General features: G+C 69.1%; 16 protein-coding genes. All 16 read left to right on the forward strand.

Annotated elements, in window-relative coordinates; genetic code table 11:
• The first annotated feature begins 36 nt into the window (after positions 1 to 36).
• The 16 genes from rsmH to lpxC all read left to right on the forward strand — a co-directional run bounded on the left by rsmH (position 37) and on the right by lpxC (position 19,457).
• A complete protein-coding gene (gene rsmH, locus ACEQZY_RS04395) occupies positions 37 to 978 on the forward strand; it encodes a 16S rRNA (cytosine(1402)-N(4))-methyltransferase RsmH (protein WP_370153117.1) in 942 nt (313 codons plus the stop codon).
• Positions 975 to 1,517 (forward strand): hypothetical protein, encoded by a 543-nt coding sequence (locus ACEQZY_RS04400; RefSeq protein WP_370152594.1) that lies wholly within the window; start codon positions 975 to 977, stop codon positions 1,515 to 1,517. Before rsmH ends, ACEQZY_RS04400 begins: the two co-directional genes overlap by 4 nt.
• Entirely contained in the window at positions 1,517 to 3,313 is a 1,797-nt protein-coding gene (locus ACEQZY_RS04405; protein ID WP_341705220.1) for a penicillin-binding protein 2, read from the forward strand. The genes ACEQZY_RS04400 and ACEQZY_RS04405 overlap by 1 nt, the downstream gene beginning before the upstream one ends.
• Positions 3,300 to 4,790, forward strand: coding sequence for a UDP-N-acetylmuramoyl-L-alanyl-D-glutamate--2,6-diaminopimelate ligase (locus ACEQZY_RS04410; protein WP_370152597.1), 1,491 nt, complete (start codon positions 3,300 to 3,302; stop codon positions 4,788 to 4,790). The genes ACEQZY_RS04405 and ACEQZY_RS04410 overlap by 14 nt, the downstream gene beginning before the upstream one ends.
• The gene (locus tag ACEQZY_RS04415) at positions 4,790 to 6,217 is read left to right on the forward strand and encodes a UDP-N-acetylmuramoylalanyl-D-glutamyl-2,6-diaminopimelate--D-alanyl-D-alanine ligase (protein WP_370152600.1); all 1,428 of its coding nucleotides are present in this window, start codon (positions 4,790 to 4,792) and stop codon (positions 6,215 to 6,217) included. Before ACEQZY_RS04410 ends, ACEQZY_RS04415 begins: the two co-directional genes overlap by 1 nt.
• 18 nt (positions 6,218 to 6,235) lie before the next feature.
• Positions 6,236 to 7,324, forward strand: a complete 1,089-nt coding sequence (gene mraY / locus ACEQZY_RS04420; RefSeq protein WP_341705219.1) for a phospho-N-acetylmuramoyl-pentapeptide-transferase — start codon at positions 6,236 to 6,238, stop codon at positions 7,322 to 7,324.
• A gap of 7 nt (positions 7,325 to 7,331) precedes the next feature.
• Complete coding sequence (gene murD, locus ACEQZY_RS04425; RefSeq protein WP_370152603.1) at positions 7,332 to 8,717, forward strand: UDP-N-acetylmuramoyl-L-alanine--D-glutamate ligase; 1,386 nt, start codon at positions 7,332 to 7,334, stop codon at positions 8,715 to 8,717.
• Positions 8,714 to 9,838, forward strand: a complete 1,125-nt coding sequence (gene ftsW, locus ACEQZY_RS04430; protein WP_370152605.1) for a putative lipid II flippase FtsW — start codon at positions 8,714 to 8,716, stop codon at positions 9,836 to 9,838. Before murD ends, ftsW begins: the two co-directional genes overlap by 4 nt.
• Positions 9,835 to 11,019, forward strand: a complete 1,185-nt coding sequence (murG, locus tag ACEQZY_RS04435) for an undecaprenyldiphospho-muramoylpentapeptide beta-N-acetylglucosaminyltransferase (RefSeq protein ID WP_370152608.1) — start codon at positions 9,835 to 9,837, stop codon at positions 11,017 to 11,019. The genes ftsW and murG overlap by 4 nt, the downstream gene beginning before the upstream one ends.
• Complete coding sequence (murC, locus tag ACEQZY_RS04440) at positions 11,016 to 12,449, forward strand: UDP-N-acetylmuramate--L-alanine ligase (RefSeq protein ID WP_370152610.1); 1,434 nt, start codon at positions 11,016 to 11,018, stop codon at positions 12,447 to 12,449. Before murG ends, murC begins: the two co-directional genes overlap by 4 nt.
• On the forward strand, positions 12,446 to 13,387 hold the full coding sequence (gene murB, locus ACEQZY_RS04445) for a UDP-N-acetylmuramate dehydrogenase (protein WP_370152612.1): 942 nt from the start codon (positions 12,446 to 12,448) through the stop codon (positions 13,385 to 13,387). Before murC ends, murB begins: the two co-directional genes overlap by 4 nt.
• A complete protein-coding gene (locus ACEQZY_RS04450) occupies positions 13,380 to 14,297 on the forward strand; it encodes a D-alanine--D-alanine ligase (RefSeq protein WP_370152614.1) in 918 nt (305 codons plus the stop codon). Before murB ends, ACEQZY_RS04450 begins: the two co-directional genes overlap by 8 nt.
• On the forward strand, positions 14,285 to 15,220 hold the full coding sequence (locus tag ACEQZY_RS04455) for a cell division protein FtsQ/DivIB (RefSeq protein WP_370152616.1): 936 nt from the start codon (positions 14,285 to 14,287) through the stop codon (positions 15,218 to 15,220). The genes ACEQZY_RS04450 and ACEQZY_RS04455 overlap by 13 nt, the downstream gene beginning before the upstream one ends.
• 33 nt (positions 15,221 to 15,253) lie before the next feature.
• A complete protein-coding gene (ftsA, locus tag ACEQZY_RS04460) occupies positions 15,254 to 16,495 on the forward strand; it encodes a cell division protein FtsA (RefSeq protein ID WP_341705000.1) in 1,242 nt (413 codons plus the stop codon).
• Between the two features lie 120 nt (positions 16,496 to 16,615).
• On the forward strand, positions 16,616 to 18,322 hold the full coding sequence (ftsZ, locus tag ACEQZY_RS04465; protein ID WP_370152618.1) for a cell division protein FtsZ: 1,707 nt from the start codon (positions 16,616 to 16,618) through the stop codon (positions 18,320 to 18,322).
• A gap of 166 nt (positions 18,323 to 18,488) precedes the next feature.
• Positions 18,489 to 19,457, forward strand: coding sequence for a UDP-3-O-acyl-N-acetylglucosamine deacetylase (lpxC, locus tag ACEQZY_RS04470; protein ID WP_370152620.1), 969 nt, complete (start codon positions 18,489 to 18,491; stop codon positions 19,455 to 19,457).
• Positions 19,458 to 19,576 lie beyond the last annotated feature (119 nt).

Below are 19,576 nucleotides of genomic sequence, written 5' to 3' on the forward strand. Positions count from 1 at the left end.
CATGAAAATGCCGCGAAGGCGGCGCATCTCTCAGTCATGTGTGCGGAAGTGGTGTCGGCGCTCGATCCCCGTGCCGGCGAGGTGTATGTCGACGGCACCTTCGGTGCCGGCGGCTATTCGGCTGCCCTGCTGGCGGCGGCCGATTGCCGGGTCATCGGCATCGACCGCGACCCTTCCGTGCAGGTCCATGCCGACCGACTGTCGGCTGCCCATCCCGACCGTTTCCGCCTGCTGCAGGGCCGTTTCGGCGACATGGCCGGCCTGCTGGCCGGCATCGGCATCGAAGCCGTGGACGGCGTCGCCCTCGATATCGGCGTTTCCTCCATGCAGCTCGACCAGGCCGCGCGCGGCTTCTCGTTCCAGCAGGACGGTCCGCTCGACATGCGCATGGGCGATACCGGCGAGACGGCTGCCGACCTGGTGAACACCCGCGACGAGGCGGAGCTGGCCGACATCATCTATCTCTATGGCGAGGAGCGCCGCTCGCGCGCCGTCGCCCGCGCCATCGTTGCCGCCCGCACCGAGGCGCCGATCGTGCGCACCCGCCAGCTGGCCGAGATCGTCGCCCGCGTGGTGCGCAGCCAGCCCGGCATCCATCCGGCAACCCGCACCTTCCAGGCCCTGCGCATCGCGGTGAACGACGAACTGGGCGAACTGCGCCGCGGCCTGGCCGGTGCCGAGGCCCTGCTGCGCCCCGAGGGGCGGCTGGCCATCGTCACCTTCCATTCGCTGGAAGACCGTGTGGCCAAGCGCTTCCTCGACCGCCGTACCGGCAAGATGGCCGGCGGTTCGCGCCATCTGCCGGTGGCCGATGTCGCGCCGCGCGCACCGTCCTTCCGGCTGCTGCACAAGGGCGCCCTGGCTGCCGGCGAGGCGGAGGTGGCTGCCAATCCGCGGGCCCGGTCGGCCAAGCTGCGGGCGGCAATCCGCACGGCCGCGCCGGCCTGGCCGGCCGACGATCTGCAGGAGGCTGCATGAGCCGCGGCCTGTCCCTTTTCGCCCTGCTGCTGCTGGCCGTGGTGTCCTTCGGCCTCTACCAGCTGTCCTACGAGGTGCAGCGGCTGGAGGACGAACTGTCCGAACTGAACCGCGCCCTGCTGCAGGAACGCGAGACCATCGGCGTGCTGCAGGCCGAGTGGAGCTACCTGACCCGCCCGGATTACCTGCAGGCAAAGGCGCAGCGCCTGCTGGAGATGCGCCCCGCCACCGCGAAGGACATCGTCACCGTGGACAGCCTGCCCTGGCGGCAGGATCGCGGCACCCCGGACAGGCCGGCGGCGCCCGGGCAGGCCCTGCCGCCGATGGCCTCCATGCCAGCGCCGACAGCTCCGGCCGCCGCTGCCGCCGTGGCGGGCGTGCCGCTGCCGCAGGATCGCCCGGACGTGGCGCCGCTGCGCGTCGCCGCCCGGCCTGCCGATACGGCGTCGCCCAATCTGGAAGCCGAGGTCTCCGCCGTGCTGGGGGCCATGCAGCGGTCGCTGGCGCCGTCCGGCAAATCCGGCGGGAGGACGCCGTGATGGCCCCGTTCCGCCGCCAGCCGAAGCCGAAGATGCCCTGCACCCCGTCCGATCTTCCGGGGCGGCCGGGGCTTGTGCGCCTCGAAGGGGCCGCCAAGCAGGCGCTGGATCTCAGCCGCGGCCGCCTGGTGATCGGCATCGGCCTGTTTTCGCTGGCCTTCACGCTGCTGGCCGGCCGGCTGGTCGAGCTGACGGTGCTGCATGGCGAAGCCGAGACGGTGGCGGTGCGCAGCGTCAACCCGGACCTTGCCGCCCGCACCGCGCTGATGGATCGCCAGCCGATCGTCGACCGCAGCGGCAACATCCTTGCCACCAACCTGAAGATTGCTTCGCTCTATGCCGATCCGCGCAAGGTGCTGAGCCCGGCTGAGGCAGCGGTCCGTCTTGCCCAGGTGCTGCCCGACCTGTCGGCCGGCGAACTGCAGGCCCGGCTTGCCTCGGGCCGCAGCTTTGTCTGGCTGAAACGCGGCCTGACCCCGCGCGAGCAGTATCAGGTGAACCGGCTTGGCATTCCCGGGCTGTATTTCCACGACGAGCAGCGCCGCGTCTATCCGCAGGGCCCGCTGGCCGTGCATGTGCTGGGCTATACCGATATCGACGGCAAGGGTATTTCCGGCATCGAGCAGCATTTCGACGAACAGCTGCGCGATCCCGCGCGCACCGGCGATCCGCTGGAACTGAGCATCGACATCCGCGTCCAGCATGTGATGCGCGACGAGGTTGCCCGCGCGATCGACAACTTCCAGGCGATCGGCGGCGGCGGCATCGTCATGGATGTCTATACCGGCGAGGTTCTCGCGATGGTCAGCCTGCCGGATTTCGATCCGGCCGATCCCGGCAACGCCAGCAAGGATGCGCGCTTCAACCGCATCACGCTGGGCGTCTACGAGATGGGCTCGACCATGAAGACGCTGAACACCGCGATGGCGCTGGATTACGGCACCGTCAAACTGTCCGGCGGTTATGACGCCACCCATCCGATCCAGGTCGGCCGCTTCACCATCCACGACGATCATCCGAAGCGCCGCTGGCTCAGCGTGCCGGAAATCTACATGTATTCGTCGAATATCGGTTCGGCGAAAATGGCCGTCGATGTCGGTGCCGACCGCCAGCGCGACTTCATGGCGCGGCTGGGCATGCTGTCGCGGCCGGCCATCGAGCTGCCGGAGGTCGGTGCGCCGCTGGTGCCGCGCAACTGGAAGACCACCGAGACGATGACGATCTCCTTCGGTCACGGCCTGTCGGTGACGCCGCTGCAGCTCGCCACCGCGACGGCGGCCATCGTCAATGGCGGCGTGCTGCATCCGCCGACCCTGATCAAGCGGCCGCCGGGCCTGCCGGCGCCAGGCCGCCAGGTGATCCGGCGCGACGTCAGCGACACCATGCGCAAGCTGATGCTGCTGGTGGTCGAGGACGGCACCGGCAAGAAGGCCGGCGTCGACGGTTATCTGGTCGGCGGCAAGACGGGCACTTCGGAAAAGGTCGGCGCCCATGGCGGCTATAACCGCAAGGCGCTGTTCAACACCTTCATCGCCGGCTTTCCGATGAACAACCCGCGCTACATCGTGCAGGTGATGCTGGACGAGCCGAAGGGTAACAAGAGCACCTATGGCTTCGCCAGTGCCGGCTGGACCTCGGCGCCGGCCGCCGGCCGCATCATCAGCCGGATCGCACCGCTGCTGGGCGTGGCTCCGGTCGACGAGAACTCGCCTGCCATCAAGCAGGCGATGTATGTCCCGATTCCCGGCCAGCCCGGCCCGGGCCAGACGCAGGAGAAGAAACTTGCGTCTCAGTGATCTCTGCCGCGACCTGCCGCTCGCCCCGCATCTGGCCCGCCTGGATGTCGCCGGCCTGACCGCCGACAGCCGCGCCGTGCGGCCGGGCTTTGTCTTTGCGGCCCTGCGCGGCAGCCATGCCGATGGCCACCGCTTCATCCCGGACGCCCGCGCCAAGGGCGCCGTCGCCGTGCTCAGCGACCATGCCGATCCGGTGCTGGCGCAGCAGATACCCTTTGTCACCGACACCAATCCGCGGCGCCGCCTGGCGCTGATGGCGGCGGCTTTCTTCGGCGCCCAGCCCGCGACCATCGCCGCCGTTACCGGCACCAACGGCAAAACCTCGGTGGCGCATTTCACGGCGCAGCTCTGGGCCGGCCTCGGCCTGCGCAGCGCCAGTCTCGGCACGCTCGGCCTGCATGGCGACGGCATCGACGAGCCGGTCGCGCATACCACGCCGGATCCGGTGCGCCTGCATGAACTGCTGGCGCGGGCCAGGCAGGCCGGCGTCGAGCATCTGGCGCTGGAGGCTTCGAGCCACGGCCTCGACCAGTATCGCCTGGACGGCATCGTGCCGAAGGCGGCCGCCTTCACCAACCTGACCCGCGACCATATGGACTACCACCCGACGGTGGAGGCCTATCTGGCGGCCAAGCTGCGGCTGTTCGAAGTGCTGTTGCCGCCGGGGGCCGCCGCGGTGATCAACATGGACAGCGCCGTCGGCGCCCAGGTCGAGGCGGTCTGCGCCAGGCGTGGCCACCGGCTGATCCGTTACGGCCAGCTCGGCACCGAGCTGCGGCTGCTGTCGGCGGTGCCGCATGCTGCCGGCCTCGATATCGAAGTCGAGGCTTTCGGCGTGCGCCGGACGGCACAGCTGCCGCTGATCGGCGGCTTCCAGGCCGGCAATGTGCTGGCGGCGCTCGGTCTTGTGGCCGGCTGTGGCGACCATGTCGCCGCGGCCTGGGATCTGCTGCCCGGCCTGGCCGGCGCGCCGGGCCGTATGCAGGCGGCCGCCATGCGGCGCAACGGCGCGGCGGTGTTCGTCGATTATGCCCATACCCCCGATGCGCTGGAGACCGCGCTGAAGGCGGCGCGGCCGCATGCCGCCGGCCGTCTTGTCACGGTGTTCGGCTGCGGGGGTGACCGCGACCGCGGCAAGCGTCCGCTGATGGGGGAGATTGCGGCCCGCCTGGCCGACCGCGTCATCGTCACCGACGACAATCCGCGCAGCGAGGATGCGGCGGTGATCCGCGCCGCGATCCTTGCCGCCTGCCCGGATGCCATCGAGATCGGCGACCGCGGAGTGGCGATCCATACGGCCGTGGCCGGATTGCAGCCGGGCGATCTGCTGCTGGTGGCCGGCAAGGGACATGAGCAGGGCCAGATCGTGGGGAGCGAAACGCATCCCTTCGACGATGTGCGGGTGGCGCGCGATGCCGTGGCAGCGGCGGATGCGGGTTCTGGTCCGGGCATCGCACCATATGGGGGTAAATATTAATGGAAGCTTTCGCGCTCTGGACCTCCGCCGAAGCCGCCAGCGCCACACAGGGCAGCACTGCCGGCTTCTGGACTGCCACCGGCGTTTCGATCGACAGCCGCAGCGTCGCTTTCGGCGACCTGTTTTTCGCGCTGCGCGGGCCGAATTTCGATGGTCATGTCTTCGTGGCCGATGCCCTGGCCAAGGGTGCCGCCGCCGCGGTGGTCGACCGCATTCCGGAAACCCTGCCGCCGGGCGCCAACATCCTGAAGGTGCGCGACACCTTCCAGGCCCTGAACGACCTGGCGGCTGCGGCGCGCCAGCGCTGCGGAGCCCGTGTGATCGGGGTAACCGGCAGTGTCGGCAAGACCTCGACCAAGGAAATGCTGCGTCACGTGCTCAGCCGGCAGGGTGCTACCCATGCCACGATGGGCAATCTCAACAACCAGTGGGGAATGCCGCTGACGCTGGCACGGATGCCGGTCGACAGCCGCTTCGCGCTGATCGAGATGGGCATGAACCATGCCGGCGAGATAGAGCCGCTGAGCCTGCTGGCACGACCGCATATTGCCATCGTCACCGCGGTCGAGGCGGTGCATCTGGAGAATTTCGGTTCGGTGGAGGAGATCGCCGATGCCAAGGCCGAAATCTTCGCCGGCCTGCAGGTCGACGGCGTCGCCGTCATCAACCGCGACAATCCGCATTTCGAGCGGGTTGCGGCCCGCGCCCGTGCCGCCGGCGCCGCCGACGTGATCGGCTTCGGCGAGCACCCCGAGGCACAGGCGCGACTGGTGAAATACGTGCCGCATTCGACCTGCTCCTGCGTCACCGCCGAGATTCTCGGCCATGAAATCACCTTCAAGATCGGTGCGCCCGGCCGGCACTGGGTGCTGAACGCCCTCGGCGTGCTGGCCACCGTGCAGATCGTCGGCGCCGACCTGGCCGAGGCCGGCATGGCGCTGGCCGGCGTCACCGCGCCGAAGGGCCGCGGCGAACGGCATACCATCGACTGGCGCGATGGCGGCAGCATCGAGCTGATCGACGACAGCTACAATGCCAGCCCGCCCAGCATGCGTGCCGCCTTTTCGGTGCTGGCGATGGCGAAGCCGGGCCCGCGCGGCCGCCGCATCGCCGTGCTGGGCGACATGCTGGAGCTCGGCCCCGAGGCCGAAGCCGCCCATGCCGGCCTCGCTGCCGACCTGCAGCGCGAGGGGATCGACCAGGTGTTTGCCGCCGGGCCGCTGATGCGGGCGCTGTACGACGCGCTGCCGGCGGCAATGCGGGGCCATCATGCCGCCAATTCGCTGGAACTGGTCCAGCCGCTGCGCCGCGCGATCCGCAGTGGCGACGTGCTGCTGGTCAAGGGTTCGCTCGGCAGCCGCATGGGCCGGATTGTCGAGGATTTGCTCAACCCGGCGCCGCAGCCGCGCGCCGCCAACGGCTGGTGACAAGGACAACCGCGACCGATGCTCTATCTTCTGCTTTATCCGCTGGCCGACGAATTCACGATCTTCAACCTGTTCCGGTATCTGACCTTCCGGACCGGCGGCGCCATCCTGACCGCGATGGTGCTGGCCTTCCTGATCGGCGAGCCGCTGATCAACTGGCTGCGGGCCCGCCAGGGCAAGGGCCAGCCGATCCGCGATGACGGACCGGAAGGCCATCTGCTGACCAAGCGCGGCACGCCGACCATGGGCGGTTTCCTGATCCTGCTCGGCCTCGGCGTCGGCACCCTGCTGTGGGCCGATCTCGGCAACCGCTATGTCTGGGTGGTGCTGCTGGTCACTTTCGGTTTCGGCCTGATCGGCTTCTACGACGACTACCTGAAGGTGACCAAGCAGAATCCGAAAGGCGTGCCGGGCAAGCTGAAGCTCGGCCTGCAGCTGGTGATTGCCGGCGGTGCCGCAGCATGGATCTATGCCATCGCTGCCGCACCGCTGAATACCAGTCTCGCCGTGCCCTTCTTCAAGGACGTGCTGCTCAATCTCGGCTGGTTCATGCTGCCATTCGCCGTCTTCGTGATGATCGGTGCCTCCAATGCCGTCAACCTGACCGATGGCCTCGACGGCCTGGCCATCGTGCCGGTGATGATCGCGGCAGCCAGCTTCGGCCTGATCGCCTATCTGGTCGGCAATACCGTCTTCGCCAACTACCTGCAGATCCACTATGTCGCCGGCGCCGGCGAACTGGTGGTGCTGTGCGGTGCCCTGCTCGGTGCAGGGATTGGCTTCCTGTGGTTCAACGCGCCGCCGGCCACGGTGTTCATGGGCGATACCGGTTCGCTGGCGCTGGGCGGCGCGCTCGGCACCATCAGCGTGATCACCAAGCACGAACTGGTGCTGGCGATCATCGGCGGCCTGTTCGTGCTGGAAACCGTGTCGGTGATGGTGCAGGTGGCCTCCTACAAGCTGACCGGCAAGCGGGTCTTCCGCATGGCGCCGCTGCACCACCATTTCGAGAAGAAGGGCTGGAAGGAGCCGACGATCGTCATCCGCTTCTGGATCATCGCGGTGATCCTGGCGCTGGCCGGCCTGTCCACCCTGAAGCTGCGCTGAGGACCGCATGATCGCGCTCACCCATACCGGCGGACAGACCTGGGCGGTGTTCGGCCTCGCGCGCAGCGGGCTGGCGGCGGCGCGGGCGCTGGTTGCCGGCGGGGCACGGGTGCGGCTGGGCGACGACAATGCCGCTTCGCGTGTCGCCGCCGAGGCGGCCGGCTTCCGGACCGTGCCGCTGAACGATGCCGCGCTGGCGGGCTGCGCCGGGCTGCTGCTGGCGCCGGGCGTGCCGCTGACCCATCCGGCGCCGCATGACGTGGCCGCGGCCGCCGCCCGCCTCGGCATTCCGGTGGTGGGCGATATCGAACTGCTGCTGCGCGAAGTGGCCCCCGTCGTTTATGGCGTTACCGGCACCAACGGCAAGTCGACCACCACGGCCCTGCTGGCCCATATCCTGCAGGCGGCCGGGCAGCGCGCGGTGCTGGGCGGCAATATCGGCGTGCCGGTACTCGATCTGCCGCGGCTGGCGGCGGGCGAGGGCAGCTACGTGCTGGAGATGTCGTCCTACCAGATCGACCTGACGCCGGGCTGGCATGCCCGCATCGCCGTGCTGCTCAACATCACGCCGGACCATCTCGACCGCCATGGCACGATGGAAAACTATGCTGCGGTCAAGGCGCGGATCTTCGCAGGCCAGGGGCCGGGCGACACCGCCGTGATCGGCGTCGACGACGAACCCTGCCGCGTCATCCATGCGCGGCTGGCGGCCGGGAACAGCGGCCGCCACATCGTGCCCGTGTCGATCGAGCGCGTGCTGGACGAGGGGGTCAGCGCCGTCGGCGGCATGCTGCACGAGAATGGTCGGCCGGTTTTCGCACTGGATTTCCCGGCGCTGCCGGGCGCCCATAACGGCCAGAATATCGCCGCCGCCTATGCTGCGGCGCGGGCGGCCGGACTGGAGCCGGACGCGATCCGCGCTGCCATCGCCGGCTTCCCCGGCCTGAAACACAGGCTGCAGCGGGCAGGCATGGTCGATGGCATTCCCTGCATCAACGATTCCAAGGCGACCAATGCGGAATCGACGGCCCGCGCGCTCGCCTCCTTCGAGGCCATCTACTGGATCGCCGGCGGCAAGCCGAAAGAGGGCGGCATCGCCGCGCTGCGCCCGTATTTCCCGCGCATCCGCCATGCCAGCCTGATCGGCGCGGCTGCCGCCGATTTCGCCGCCACCCTGGGCGATGCCGTGCCGCACGCCATCTGCGCCACGCTCGACAGGGCGCTGGACGATGCGCTGGCCGCCGCCCGGCGCGACGGCCTGAAGGATGCGGTCGTGCTGCTGTCGCCGGCCTGCGCGTCGTTCGACCAGTTCCGAAGCTTCGAGCACCGCGGCGACGAATTCATCCGCCTGGTCGCCATGCGCGCCGGGCAGGCCGAGGGAGCGGCGGCATGATCACCTTTTCGCGCACCGATACTTCCGTGCTCGGCCGCTGGTGGTGGACGGTCGACCGCTGGCTGCTGATCGCGGTGGCGGTCCTGATCGCCATCGGCACCGTGCTGACCCTGGCCGCCTCGCCGGCGGTGGCGGTGCGCATCGGCCTGCCCAGTTTCCACTTCGTGCAGCGCCAGATCGTCTTCCTGGTGCCGGCACTGCTGATCATGGTCGGCGTCTCGCTGCTGGATCCGGTCAGCGTGCGCCGCATCGCCACCGTCACCTTCATCGCGGCCCTGTGCGGCGTCGTGCTGACCTTCTTCATGGGCGTCGAGGTCAAGGGCGCGCATCGCTGGCTGTATCTCGGCGGTCTCAGCGTGCAGCCCTCCGAATTCGTCAAGCCGGCCTTTGCCGTGGTTGCCGCCTGGCTGTTCGCCGAATGGCGCAAGGGCACCGGCTTTCCCGGCTGGGCGATCTCGACCGGGCTTTGCGGCCTGACCGTGCTGCTGCTGCTGCAGCAGCCGGATGTCGGCATGGCGGTGGTGGTCACGGCGGTCTGGCTGGCGCAGTTCTTCATTGCCGGTCTGCCGATCGTGCTGGCGCTGGGTCTCGGCGCGCTGGGCCTGGCCGGCATCTTCGGCGCCTATCTGGTCTTCCCGCATGTGGCCGCCCGCATCGACAAGTTCCTCGATCCGGCGGCGAAGGAGAATTACCAGATCGAGCGCGCCATGGATGCCTTCGCTGCCGGCGGCATCTGGGGCCGCGGCCCGGGCGAGGGCTCGGTGAAAAGCGTGCTGCCCGATGCCCATACCGACTTCATCTTCGCCGTCGCCGGCGAGGAATTCGGGCTGCTGGTCTGCCTGGCCATCGTCGGCGTCTTTGCCTTCATCGTGCTGCGCTGCTTCTCGCGGCTGATGACCGAGAACAACCTGTTCGTGCTGCTGGCCGCCGCCGGTCTGACCACCCAGTTCGGCCTGCAGGCGCTGATCAATATCGGCGTCAATCTGCACCTGCTGCCGACCAAGGGCATGACGCTGCCTTTCATCTCCTATGGCGGTTCGTCGCTGCTGGCGCTGGCGCTGGCCATGGGCATGCTGCTGGCACTGACCCGCTGGCGGCCCGAGAACGGGGTGCTGCGATGACGGCGACCGGCAATCCGCGCATGCTCGACCAGCCCGTCCTGCTTGCTGCCGGCGGCACCGGCGGCCATGTCTTCCCGGCCGAGGCGCTGGCAGCCGAGCTGCTGCGCCGCGGCCATCGCGTCGGTCTGGTCACCGACACGCGCGGCAAGGGTTTCGGCCAGAACCTGCCCGATCTGCCGCTCTACCGCATTCCCGCCGGCACCCCGACCGGCCGCAGCCTTGGCGGCAAGCTGATGGCGGCCATCGACATCGCGCGCGGCGTGGTTGCCGCGCTGGCGCTGCTGGGTCTGACCCGGCCGGCCGCGGTGGTCGGCTTCGGCGGCTATCCGGCACTGCCGCTGCTGCTGGCGGCCCGCCTGCGCCGGCTGCCGGTGCTGGTGCACGAGCAGAATGCGGTGCTCGGCCGCGTCAACCGGCTGGTGGCAAAGCGCGCCAGCCGCATCGCCACATCATTTCCCGCCACGCGTTTCCTGCCGGCCTCGGCGGCGGCAACGGTGACCGGCAATCCAGTCCGCCCGGCCATCCTCGCCGCCGCCGATGTTCCCTACAGCGAACCCGGACAGGCGATCCGCATTCTGGTGATCGGCGGCAGCCAGGGGGCGCGGGTGCTGTCCGATGTGGTGCCCGGCGCGCTGGCGGCGCTGGCGCCGGAGCTGCGCCGTCGCCTGCGTGTTGCCCAGCAATGCCGGCCCGAGGATCTCGAGCGCGTGCGTGCCGCCTATGCGGCCGCCGGGATCGAGGCGGACGTGGCCGGCTTCTTCGGCGATGTCGCCGAGCGGCTGGCGGCCACCCACCTCGTCGTCAGCCGCTCGGGTGCCGGCAGCACGGCGGAAATCGCCGTGATCGGCCGGCCGTCGCTGCTGGTGCCCTATGCCCATGCCACCGACGACCATCAGACCGCCAATGCCCAGGCGCTGGCCCAGGCCGGCGGTGCCGTGGTGATCGCCCAGGACCGCTTCACCGTCGAGCGCGTGGCCGCCGCCTTCACCGACCTGCTGTCCGATCCGGCCGCCCTGTCGCGCATGGCATCTGCCGCCCGCAGCGTCGGCCGCCCGCTGGCGGCACAGGCGCTGGCCGACCTGGTCGAACGCATGATCGCCGAACCGGCCGCCGTGAAGCCGGCCGCACCGGCACCGCAGACCACCCGCAGGACTCCATCAGTGAAAAGGAACGCGGCATGAGGGCTTTGCCGCTCGATATCGGGATCATCCATTTCGTCGGCATCGGCGGCATCGGCATGTCGGGCATTGCCGAGGTGATGCACAACCTGGGCTACCAGGTGCAGGGTTCCGACATCGCCGCCAACTATAACGTCAAGCGCCTGCGCGATCTCGGCATCACCGTTTTCGAAGGCCATCGGGCCGAAAATGTCGAGCAGGCCGAGGTTCTGGTGATCTCGTCGGCAGTAAAGGCTGACAATCCGGAAGTGAAGGCGGCCCGTGCCCGCCTGATCCCGGTGGTGCGCCGCGCCGAGATGCTGGGCGAGCTGATGCGCCTGAAATGGGCCATCGCCATTGCCGGCACCCATGGCAAGACCACCACCACCTCGCTGGTTGCCGCCCTGCTGGAGGCGGCCGGGATGGACCCGACCGTGATCAACGGCGGCATCATCAATGCGTACGGCACCAATGCCCGGCTCGGGGCCGGTGAATGGATGGTGGTCGAGGCCGACGAGAGCGACGGTACTTTCCTCAAGCTGCCGGCGACGATTGCCGTGGTCACCAATATCGACCCCGAGCATCTTGACCATTATGGCAGCTTCGACAGGGTGCGCGACGGTTTCCGTCAGTTCATCGAGAGCATCCCGTTCTACGGCTTCGCCACGTTGTGCATCGACCATCCGGAAGTGCAGGCGATGATCGGCAGGATCACCGACCGGCGCGTGGTGACCTACGGCTTCTCGCCGCAGGCCGATGTGCGCGCGGTCAACCTGCGTTTCGACAACCGCGGCGCCCATTACGACATCCAGATTGCCGACCGCGCCCACACCGCCGTCGAGACCATCACCGGCGTGCACCTGCCGATGTTCGGCCGACATAACGTGCAGAACTCCCTGGTCGTGGCCGCCATCGCCAGCGAGATGGGCTTTGATGCGGACGTGGTGCGCCGCGCGCTCGGCGGCTTCAAGGGCGTCAAGCGTCGCTTCACCATCACCGGCGAGGCCGGCGGCATTACCGTGGTCGACGATTACGGCCACCATCCGGTGGAAATCTCCGCCGTGCTGTCGGCCGCCCGCCAGGCCCTGACCGGGCGCGACACCGCCCGGGTGATCGCCGTGGTGCAGCCGCATCGCTACACCCGCCTGCGCGACCTGTTCGAGGATTTCTGCTCCTGCTTCAACGATGCCGATACGGTGATCGTCGCCGACGTCTATGCCGCCGGCGAAAACCCGATCGAGGGCGTCAGCCGCGACGCGCTGGTGGAGGGCCTGCGGGTGCGCGGCCATCGCCGGGTGATCGCGCTGCCGGCGCCGGACCAGCTGGCCGCGATCGTCGCAAAGGAAGCCGTGGCCGGCGACCTCGTGGTCTGCCTCGGTGCCGGCAACATCACCACCTGGGCCAACGCGCTGCCGGGCGAGCTGCAGGCGCTGCTGGGCAGGGGGGCGGCATGATGGCGGCGGCGCAGCTCCGGCCGGACGACCTGATCGCACGGCTGCCGCCGTTGCGCGGTCGCCTGGCCGTGCAGGCGCCGCTGGCCGATGTGACCTGGTTCCGCGTCGGCGGCCCGGCGGAAGTGATGTTCCGCCCGGCCGACCGCGAGGATCTGGTCGCGTTCCTGAAGAACCGGCCGGCCGATGTGCCGGTCACCGTGCTCGGCGTCGGTTCCAATACGCTGGTGCGCGACGGCGGCATCCCCGGTGTGGTGATCCGGCTGGGGCGGGGTTTCGTCGAGGTGACGGCCGAAGGCGACGAGATTGTTGCCGGTGCCGGTGCGCCCGATGTGAATGTGGCGATGACCGCGCAGCGCGCCGGCATTGCCGGGCTTGAATTCCTGCGCGGCATTCCCGGCACCATCGGCGGCGGCCTGCGCATGAATGCCGGCGCCTATGGCCGCGAGTTCCGCGACGTGCTGGTCTGGGCCGAGGCACTCGACCCCCAGGGTAACCTGCACCGCCTGTCGCCCGCCGATATGGGCTTCTCCTATCGCCATTGCGGCGTGCCGGAGGACTGGATTTTCATTGCCTGCCGGCTGAAGGGCACGGCCGGCGATCCGGCGGCGATCCAGACCCGCATGGACGAGATCCAGGCCGCGCGCGAGGGCAGCCAGCCGATCCGCTCGCGCACCGGCGGCTCGACCTTCGCCAACCCGGAAGGGCACAAGGCCTGGCAGCTGATCGATGCCGCCGGCTGCCGCGGCCTCGTCGTCGGCGATGCCCAGGTCTCCGAGCAGCATTGCAACTTCCTGATCAACCGCGGCGGTGCCACGGCCGCCGATCTCGAAATGCTGGGCGAGACCGTGCGCCGGCGGGTGAAGGACAGCAGCGGTGTCAGCCTGCGCTGGGAAATCCGCCGCATTGGTGTGCAGAAGGGCGAGGGCAGCCATGAGTAAGCAGCATGTGGCGGTCCTGATGGGCGGCTGGTCGTCGGAGCGTGAGGTCTCGCTGACCTCCGGCCGTGCCTGCGCGAAGGCCCTGCGCGAGGAAGGCTTCGCCGTCAGCGAGATCGATGTCGGCCGCGACATCGCCGAACAGCTGGCGAAGGTCAGGCCCGATGTCGCCTTCAATGCGCTGCATGGCCCCTTCGGCGAGGATGGCTGCGTGCAGGGCCTGCTGGAGGTGATGGGCATTCCCTATACCCATTCCGGCGTGATGGCCTCGGCGCTGGCAATGAACAAGCCGATGGCCAAGGATATATGGCGCAGCCACGGTCTGCCGCTGGCCGAGGGCAAGGTCGTGCATCGCTCGGCTTTCTTGGCCGGGCCGGTGATGCAGCACCCATACGTGATCAAGCCGCTCAACGAGGGCAGCTCGGTCGGCGTGCATATCGTCTTCGAGAACGACAATTACCAGCCGCAGGACGATGCCGACTGGAAATTCGGCGAGCATGTGCTGGTCGAGCGCTACATCCCTGGCCGCGAGATCCAGGTTGCCGTGCTGGGCGACCGGGTGCTCGGCGCCATCGAGATCCGCGCTCATGGCCGTTTCTACGATTACGAAGCCAAATACACCGACGGCAAGGCCACCCATCTGATGCCGGCGCCGGTTCACCGGGATGTCTATGACGAGATCTGCGTCCAGGCCCTGAAGGCGCACCAGCTGCTGGGCTGCCGCGGTGCCACGCGGTCGGACTGGCGTTACGACGACACTGCCGGCGAGCCGGGCCGTTTCTACCTGCTCGAGATCAATACCCAGCCGGGCATGACGCCGCTGTCGCTGGTGCCGGAAATCGCCGCCCATGGCGGCATCTCGTTCGGCCAGCTGGTGCGCTGGATGGTGGAGGATGCCTCATGCGGTCGCTGATCGTGCTGCCGGAAGACCGCCCCTGCGCCCCCTGCGCGCCGACCCTGCCGCCGCCACGACCGAAGGGCTATTGCCGGCCGCTGCCGCCGGCGCGCCGCAAGCCGCGCTCGGTGTTCTGGCGCCGCATCCGCTGGGGTCTTCTGGCCGTGCTGCTGGCCGGCACCATCGGCGGCGGCACCTTCGCCTGGTTCCAGACCGACCTGCCGGCGCAGGCCCGGCTGGCGCTGCAGCAGGCGATGGGCAAGGCGGGTGCCAATGTCGACCTGCGGGTCGGCGAGGTGAATCTGCGCGGGCGCAGACATGCCCCGCTGGAAATGCTGGCCGCCGCCGTCGAGGTCGAGCGCGGCGATCCGATCCTGTCGCTGGACCTGGATTCCCTGCGGCGCCGGCTGGAGACGATCGGCTGGGTCCGGCAGGCCACCGTCTGGCGCCAGCTGCCCGACACCCTGCATATCGAGATCGAGGAGCGCGAGCCTTTCGCCCGCTGGCAGATCGATGGCCGCGTCTATCTCGTGGACGAGGATGGCCGGGTGCTGCAGGAGATCGACCAGGCGGATTTCGCCGGTCTGCTGCTGCTGGTGGGGGCCGGCGCTTCCGACAAGGCCCATGACCTGATGGCGATGCTGCAGACCGATCCGCTGCTGGCCGGCCATGTGGTGGCGGCGATCCGCCTGCGCGGCCGGCGCTGGGACATCCAGTTCGACAATGGCGTCGTCGCCCGGCTGCCGGAGGAGAATCCGGAGGCGGCCTGGGCGCGGCTGGCGGCACTGGAAAAGAACGAGGGCCTGCTGCGGCGCGACATCGTGATGGTCGACCTGCGGCTCGAGGATCGCCTGATCGTGCGGCTGAGCCCGGAGGCCGAGGCCGCCGCCGCCGCGAACCAGGCCGCGCCTGCAAAGAAAACGCCGGGGAAGCGGACATGACGTCGCATACCGGCAACGAGGGGAAGTAGGATCATGGCGGTTTCGCGCAGCGGACTGATAGCCGCGCTGGATGTCGGGTCGTCCAAGGTATGCTGCTTCATCGCGCGGGCCGATGCCGGCACGCTGCGGGTGATCGGTATCGGCCACCAGCTGTCGCGCGGCCTGCGCAACGGCAATGTCATCGACATGGACGGCGCCGAACAGTCGATCCGGGCGGCGGTGGAAACCGCCGAACGGATGTGCGGCGAGACCATCCGCGACGTCTATGTCAGCATCAATGCTGGCAACCCGCAGTCGCTGACCGTCGGGGTCGAGGTCGCCATCGACGGGCACGAGGTCACCGAGCACGATGTCGGCCTGGTCCTCGACCAGGGCCGCCGGCACGAGCATCCGGGCGACCGCGAGGTGATCCACTCGATTCCGGTCGGCTACACCATCGACGGCTCGCGCGGCATCAAGGACCCGCGCGGCATGGCCTGCGAGCGGCTGGGTGTGAACATGCACATCATCACCGCCGGGGCCGGCCCGCTGCGCAACCTGTCGACCTGCGTCGCCCGCGGGCATCTGCGTATTGCCGGCCGGGTGGTGGCACCGTTCGCCGCCGGGCTGGCCTGCCTGGTCGAGGACGAGATGGACCTCGGCGTCACCCTGATCGACATGGGCGGAGGCACCACCAGCCTGGCGGTGTTCTACGACGGCCAGCTGGTGCATGTGGACGTGGTGCCGCTGGGCGGCGCCCATGTCACCAACGACATCGCCCGCGGCCTGTCCACCCCGCTGGCCCATGCCGAGCGGCTGAAGACCCTGTACGGCACCGTGCTGCCGAGTCCGTCGGACGATACCGAGACCATCGACGTGCCCCAGGTCGGCGAGACCGACGAGCATGCCCATAACCAGGTGCCGCGCTCGATCCTGACCGGCATCATCAAGCCGCGACTCGAGGAGACGCTCGAGCAGGTGCGCGAGCGTCTCGCACAATCCGGATTCGAGAAGCTGGCAGGCCGCCGGGTCGTGCTGACCGGCGGTGCCAGCCAGCTGCAGGGCGTGCGCGAACTGGCCGCCCGCATTCTCGACAAACAGGTCCGGCTGGGCCGCCCCATCCGTGTGGGCGGACTGGCCGAGGCGACCGGTGGCCCGGCCTTCTCGGCCTGCGCCGGGCTTCTCTCATATGCGCAGCAACAGGGAGCGGAGCGCATGATCCGCCTGCCCGAACCGGAGCCCGCACCGCATGGTGCGATCGCGCGAATCGGCCGCTGGCTGCGCGCGAATTTCTGACCGCATGGCAAGGACGCCAAACACGATGATCGAAATGATCAGCATCCATGCGGTTTGCGAAACGTCGCTTGCATCGCGAAGCGACTTTGGTCATTGCAATGGTTAACCCTGGAGGAGAACATGGGTATCAATCTTAGCATGCCGACCACGCGGGAGCTGAAGCCCCGCATCGTCGTCTTCGGCGTCGGCGGGGCCGGCGGCAACGCCGTGAACAACATGATCAACGCCCAGCTCGAGGGCGTCGAGTTCGTGGCGGCCAATACCGACGCGCAGTCGATCAACATGTCGCTGACCGAACGGCGCATCCAGCTCGGGGTCGGCCTGACCCAGGGCCTGGGCTGCGGCGCCAAGCCGGATGTTGGCCGGGCGGCGGCAGAGGAATCGATCGAGCAGATCGTCGAGCACCTGCAGGGCTGCCACATGGCCTTCGTCGCTGCCGGCATGGGCGGCGGCACCGGCACCGGCGCCGCCCCGGTGATCGCCCGGGCTGCCAAGGAAATGGGCATCCTGACCGTCGGCGTGGTCACCAAGCCCTTCTCCTTCGAGGGCAGCCAGCGCATGCGCCTGGCCGATGCCGGCATCCGCGAGCTGCAGGAATATGTCGACACCCTGATCATCATCCCGAACCAGAACCTGTTCCGGGTCGCCAACGAGAAGACCACCTTCGCGGATGCCTTCAAGATGGCCGACAACGTGCTGCAGTCGGGCGTGCGCGGCATCACCGACCTGATGGTGATGCCGGGCCTGATCAACCTCGATTTCGCCGATGTCCGTTCGGTGATGAGCGAGATGGGCAAGGCGATGATGGGCACCGGCGAGGCCGATGGCGATCATCGCGCCATCGAGGCAGCCGAGCGGGCGATTGCCAACCCGCTGCTGGACGACATCTCGATGAAGGGCGCCCGCGGCGTGCTGATCAACATCACCGGCGGCCCCGACCTGACCCTGTTCGAGGTGGACGAGGCGGCCAACCGCATCCGCGAGGAGGTCGATCCCGAGGCCAATATCATCGTCGGCTCGACGCTGGATGCCAATATGGAAGGCCGCATGCGGGTTTCCGTGGTGGCCACCGGCATCGATGCCGCCGCCCAGGCGGAGCAGAAGCCGCAGGCCACCCCGGCTTTGCGGCTGGTGACCCCGCCGCAGGCCAAGCCGGTGAATTTCGGTGCCGCCGCGCCGAAGCCGGCGATGCCGCCGGCAGCCATGCAGCCGGCGACCGGCCAGTCCGTCCCGGCCACCATGGCGGCCCAGCCGGTTTCCGCCGGCGCCACCGCCCTGGCGATGCCGGAGCCGGTTGCCATTGCGGCGCCGGCCGGCGACGACCTGCCGGCGCCGGGCCAGCTGCCGGCCGGCCTCGAAGCCCCGCTGGCCGACCCGGTCACCACCCCGGTCCAGCCGATCAACTTCGATGCGCCGCCGCCGGCCGCCCGGCCTTTCGCCGCCGAACTGGCAGCGGAAGCCGCCGCCACCGGCCATTTCGTGCCGCCGCCGGCCCAGCCGATGCCGCCGCGGACGGCCGGGACCGCTGCCGGCCAGCCGGACCCCTTCGCCGAGGCGGACATGGTCAACCGTCCGGCCGAGCCGCGCCGCAAGCTCGGCCTGTTTGAGCGGATCACCGGGGCGGCCCGTGCCGAGCCGGCCCGCCATGCCGAGCCGCAATTTGCCCGCCAGCCGGCCGCGCCGGCACCGGCGGCAATGCCGGAGGCTGTGCCGGCGCCCCGGCAGACCGATCTGGGGTTGCTGGGCGGGGCTGAACGGCCGGCGCCCGCGCGGCCGCAGGACGACCTGCTGGACATCCCGGCCTTCCTGCGCCGGCAGGCCAACTGAGGGACGAAAAGCGCCGCCGGGGCAGACGGTTATCCTGTTTCGGCAGCGTTACAGTTAGAAACAGAGAGTGATTTGTTGTTGCCGGGGGTGGTTGCTACAACCATCCCCGGTTTCTGTTTTTACGGGCCGCCCCGATTCGCCGGCGGCCCCCTCGAGGAGCAGCCGCGTGGCCCATACCGGCAAGATCGCCCAGAAGACCCTGAAGAACCGGATCAAGTGTTCGGGGATCGGACTGCATAGCGGGGCGATGGTGCATATGGTGCTGAACCCGGCCGCGCCGGATACCGGCGTGGTGTTCCGCCGCACCGATCTTCCCGGCCAGCCGCTGATCCGCGCGAAGCATGACCAGGTCACCGACCTGCGCATGTGCACCACGGTCGCCGCCGGTGAAGGCATCGCGGTCGGCACCGTCGAGCATCTGATGGCCGCGCTGGCGGGCCTGGGCGTCGACAACGTGCTGATCGACATCGACGGCCCGGAAGTGCCGGTGATGGACGGCTCCTCCGCGCCCTTCGTGTTCCTGATCGAATGCGCCGACCTGATCGACCAGGTGGCGCCGCGCCGCTACCTGAAGATTCTGAAGAAGGTCGAGGTGCGCGACGGCGAGGCGAGTGCCGCCCTGCTGCCCGCCGAAGGCTTTGCCATCGATTTCGAGATCGAATTCGCCAACAAGATGATCGGCCGCCAGAGCGCGGCCTTCCATCTGGAGCCGGGCCGCTTCAAGGCCGATATCGCCCGTGCCCGCACCTTCGGTTTCGTGCAGGAAGTCGAGCAGCTGCGCGCCATGGGCCTGGCCCGCGGCGGGTCGCTGGAGAATGCCGTGGTGCTCGGCCATGACCGCATCCTCAACGATGACGGCCTGCGCTACGATGATGAATTCGTCCGCCACAAGATTCTCGACGCCCTGGGCGACCTGTATCTGGCCGGCGCGCCGCTGATCGGCCGCTACGAGGGCCGCCGCTCCGGCCATGCCCTGAACAACCGGCTGCTGAAGGCGCTGTTTGCCGACAGCGCGGCCTTCGCCTGGACCACCCATGCCAAGGGCCGCGAGCCGGCCCGCGACATGCCCCGCCTGCTGCCGGCGGCCGATATCGGCACCGGGCTGCATCCGGCGGTGGCCGACGCGTCCCACTGACCGGCTGACCTGCCGCCCTGCATGGAAGCCCCGCCCAAGCGGGGCTTTTTCTTTTGGCGGATGAAATCGCCCGGCGCATAAAAAAACGCCGCCGGGATTTCCCCGACGGCGCTGGACGC

Origin of the sequence: Ferrovibrio sp. (genome assembly GCF_964218355.1) — a bacterium.
Classification (GTDB): domain Bacteria; phylum Pseudomonadota; class Alphaproteobacteria; order Ferrovibrionales; family Ferrovibrionaceae; genus Ferrovibrio.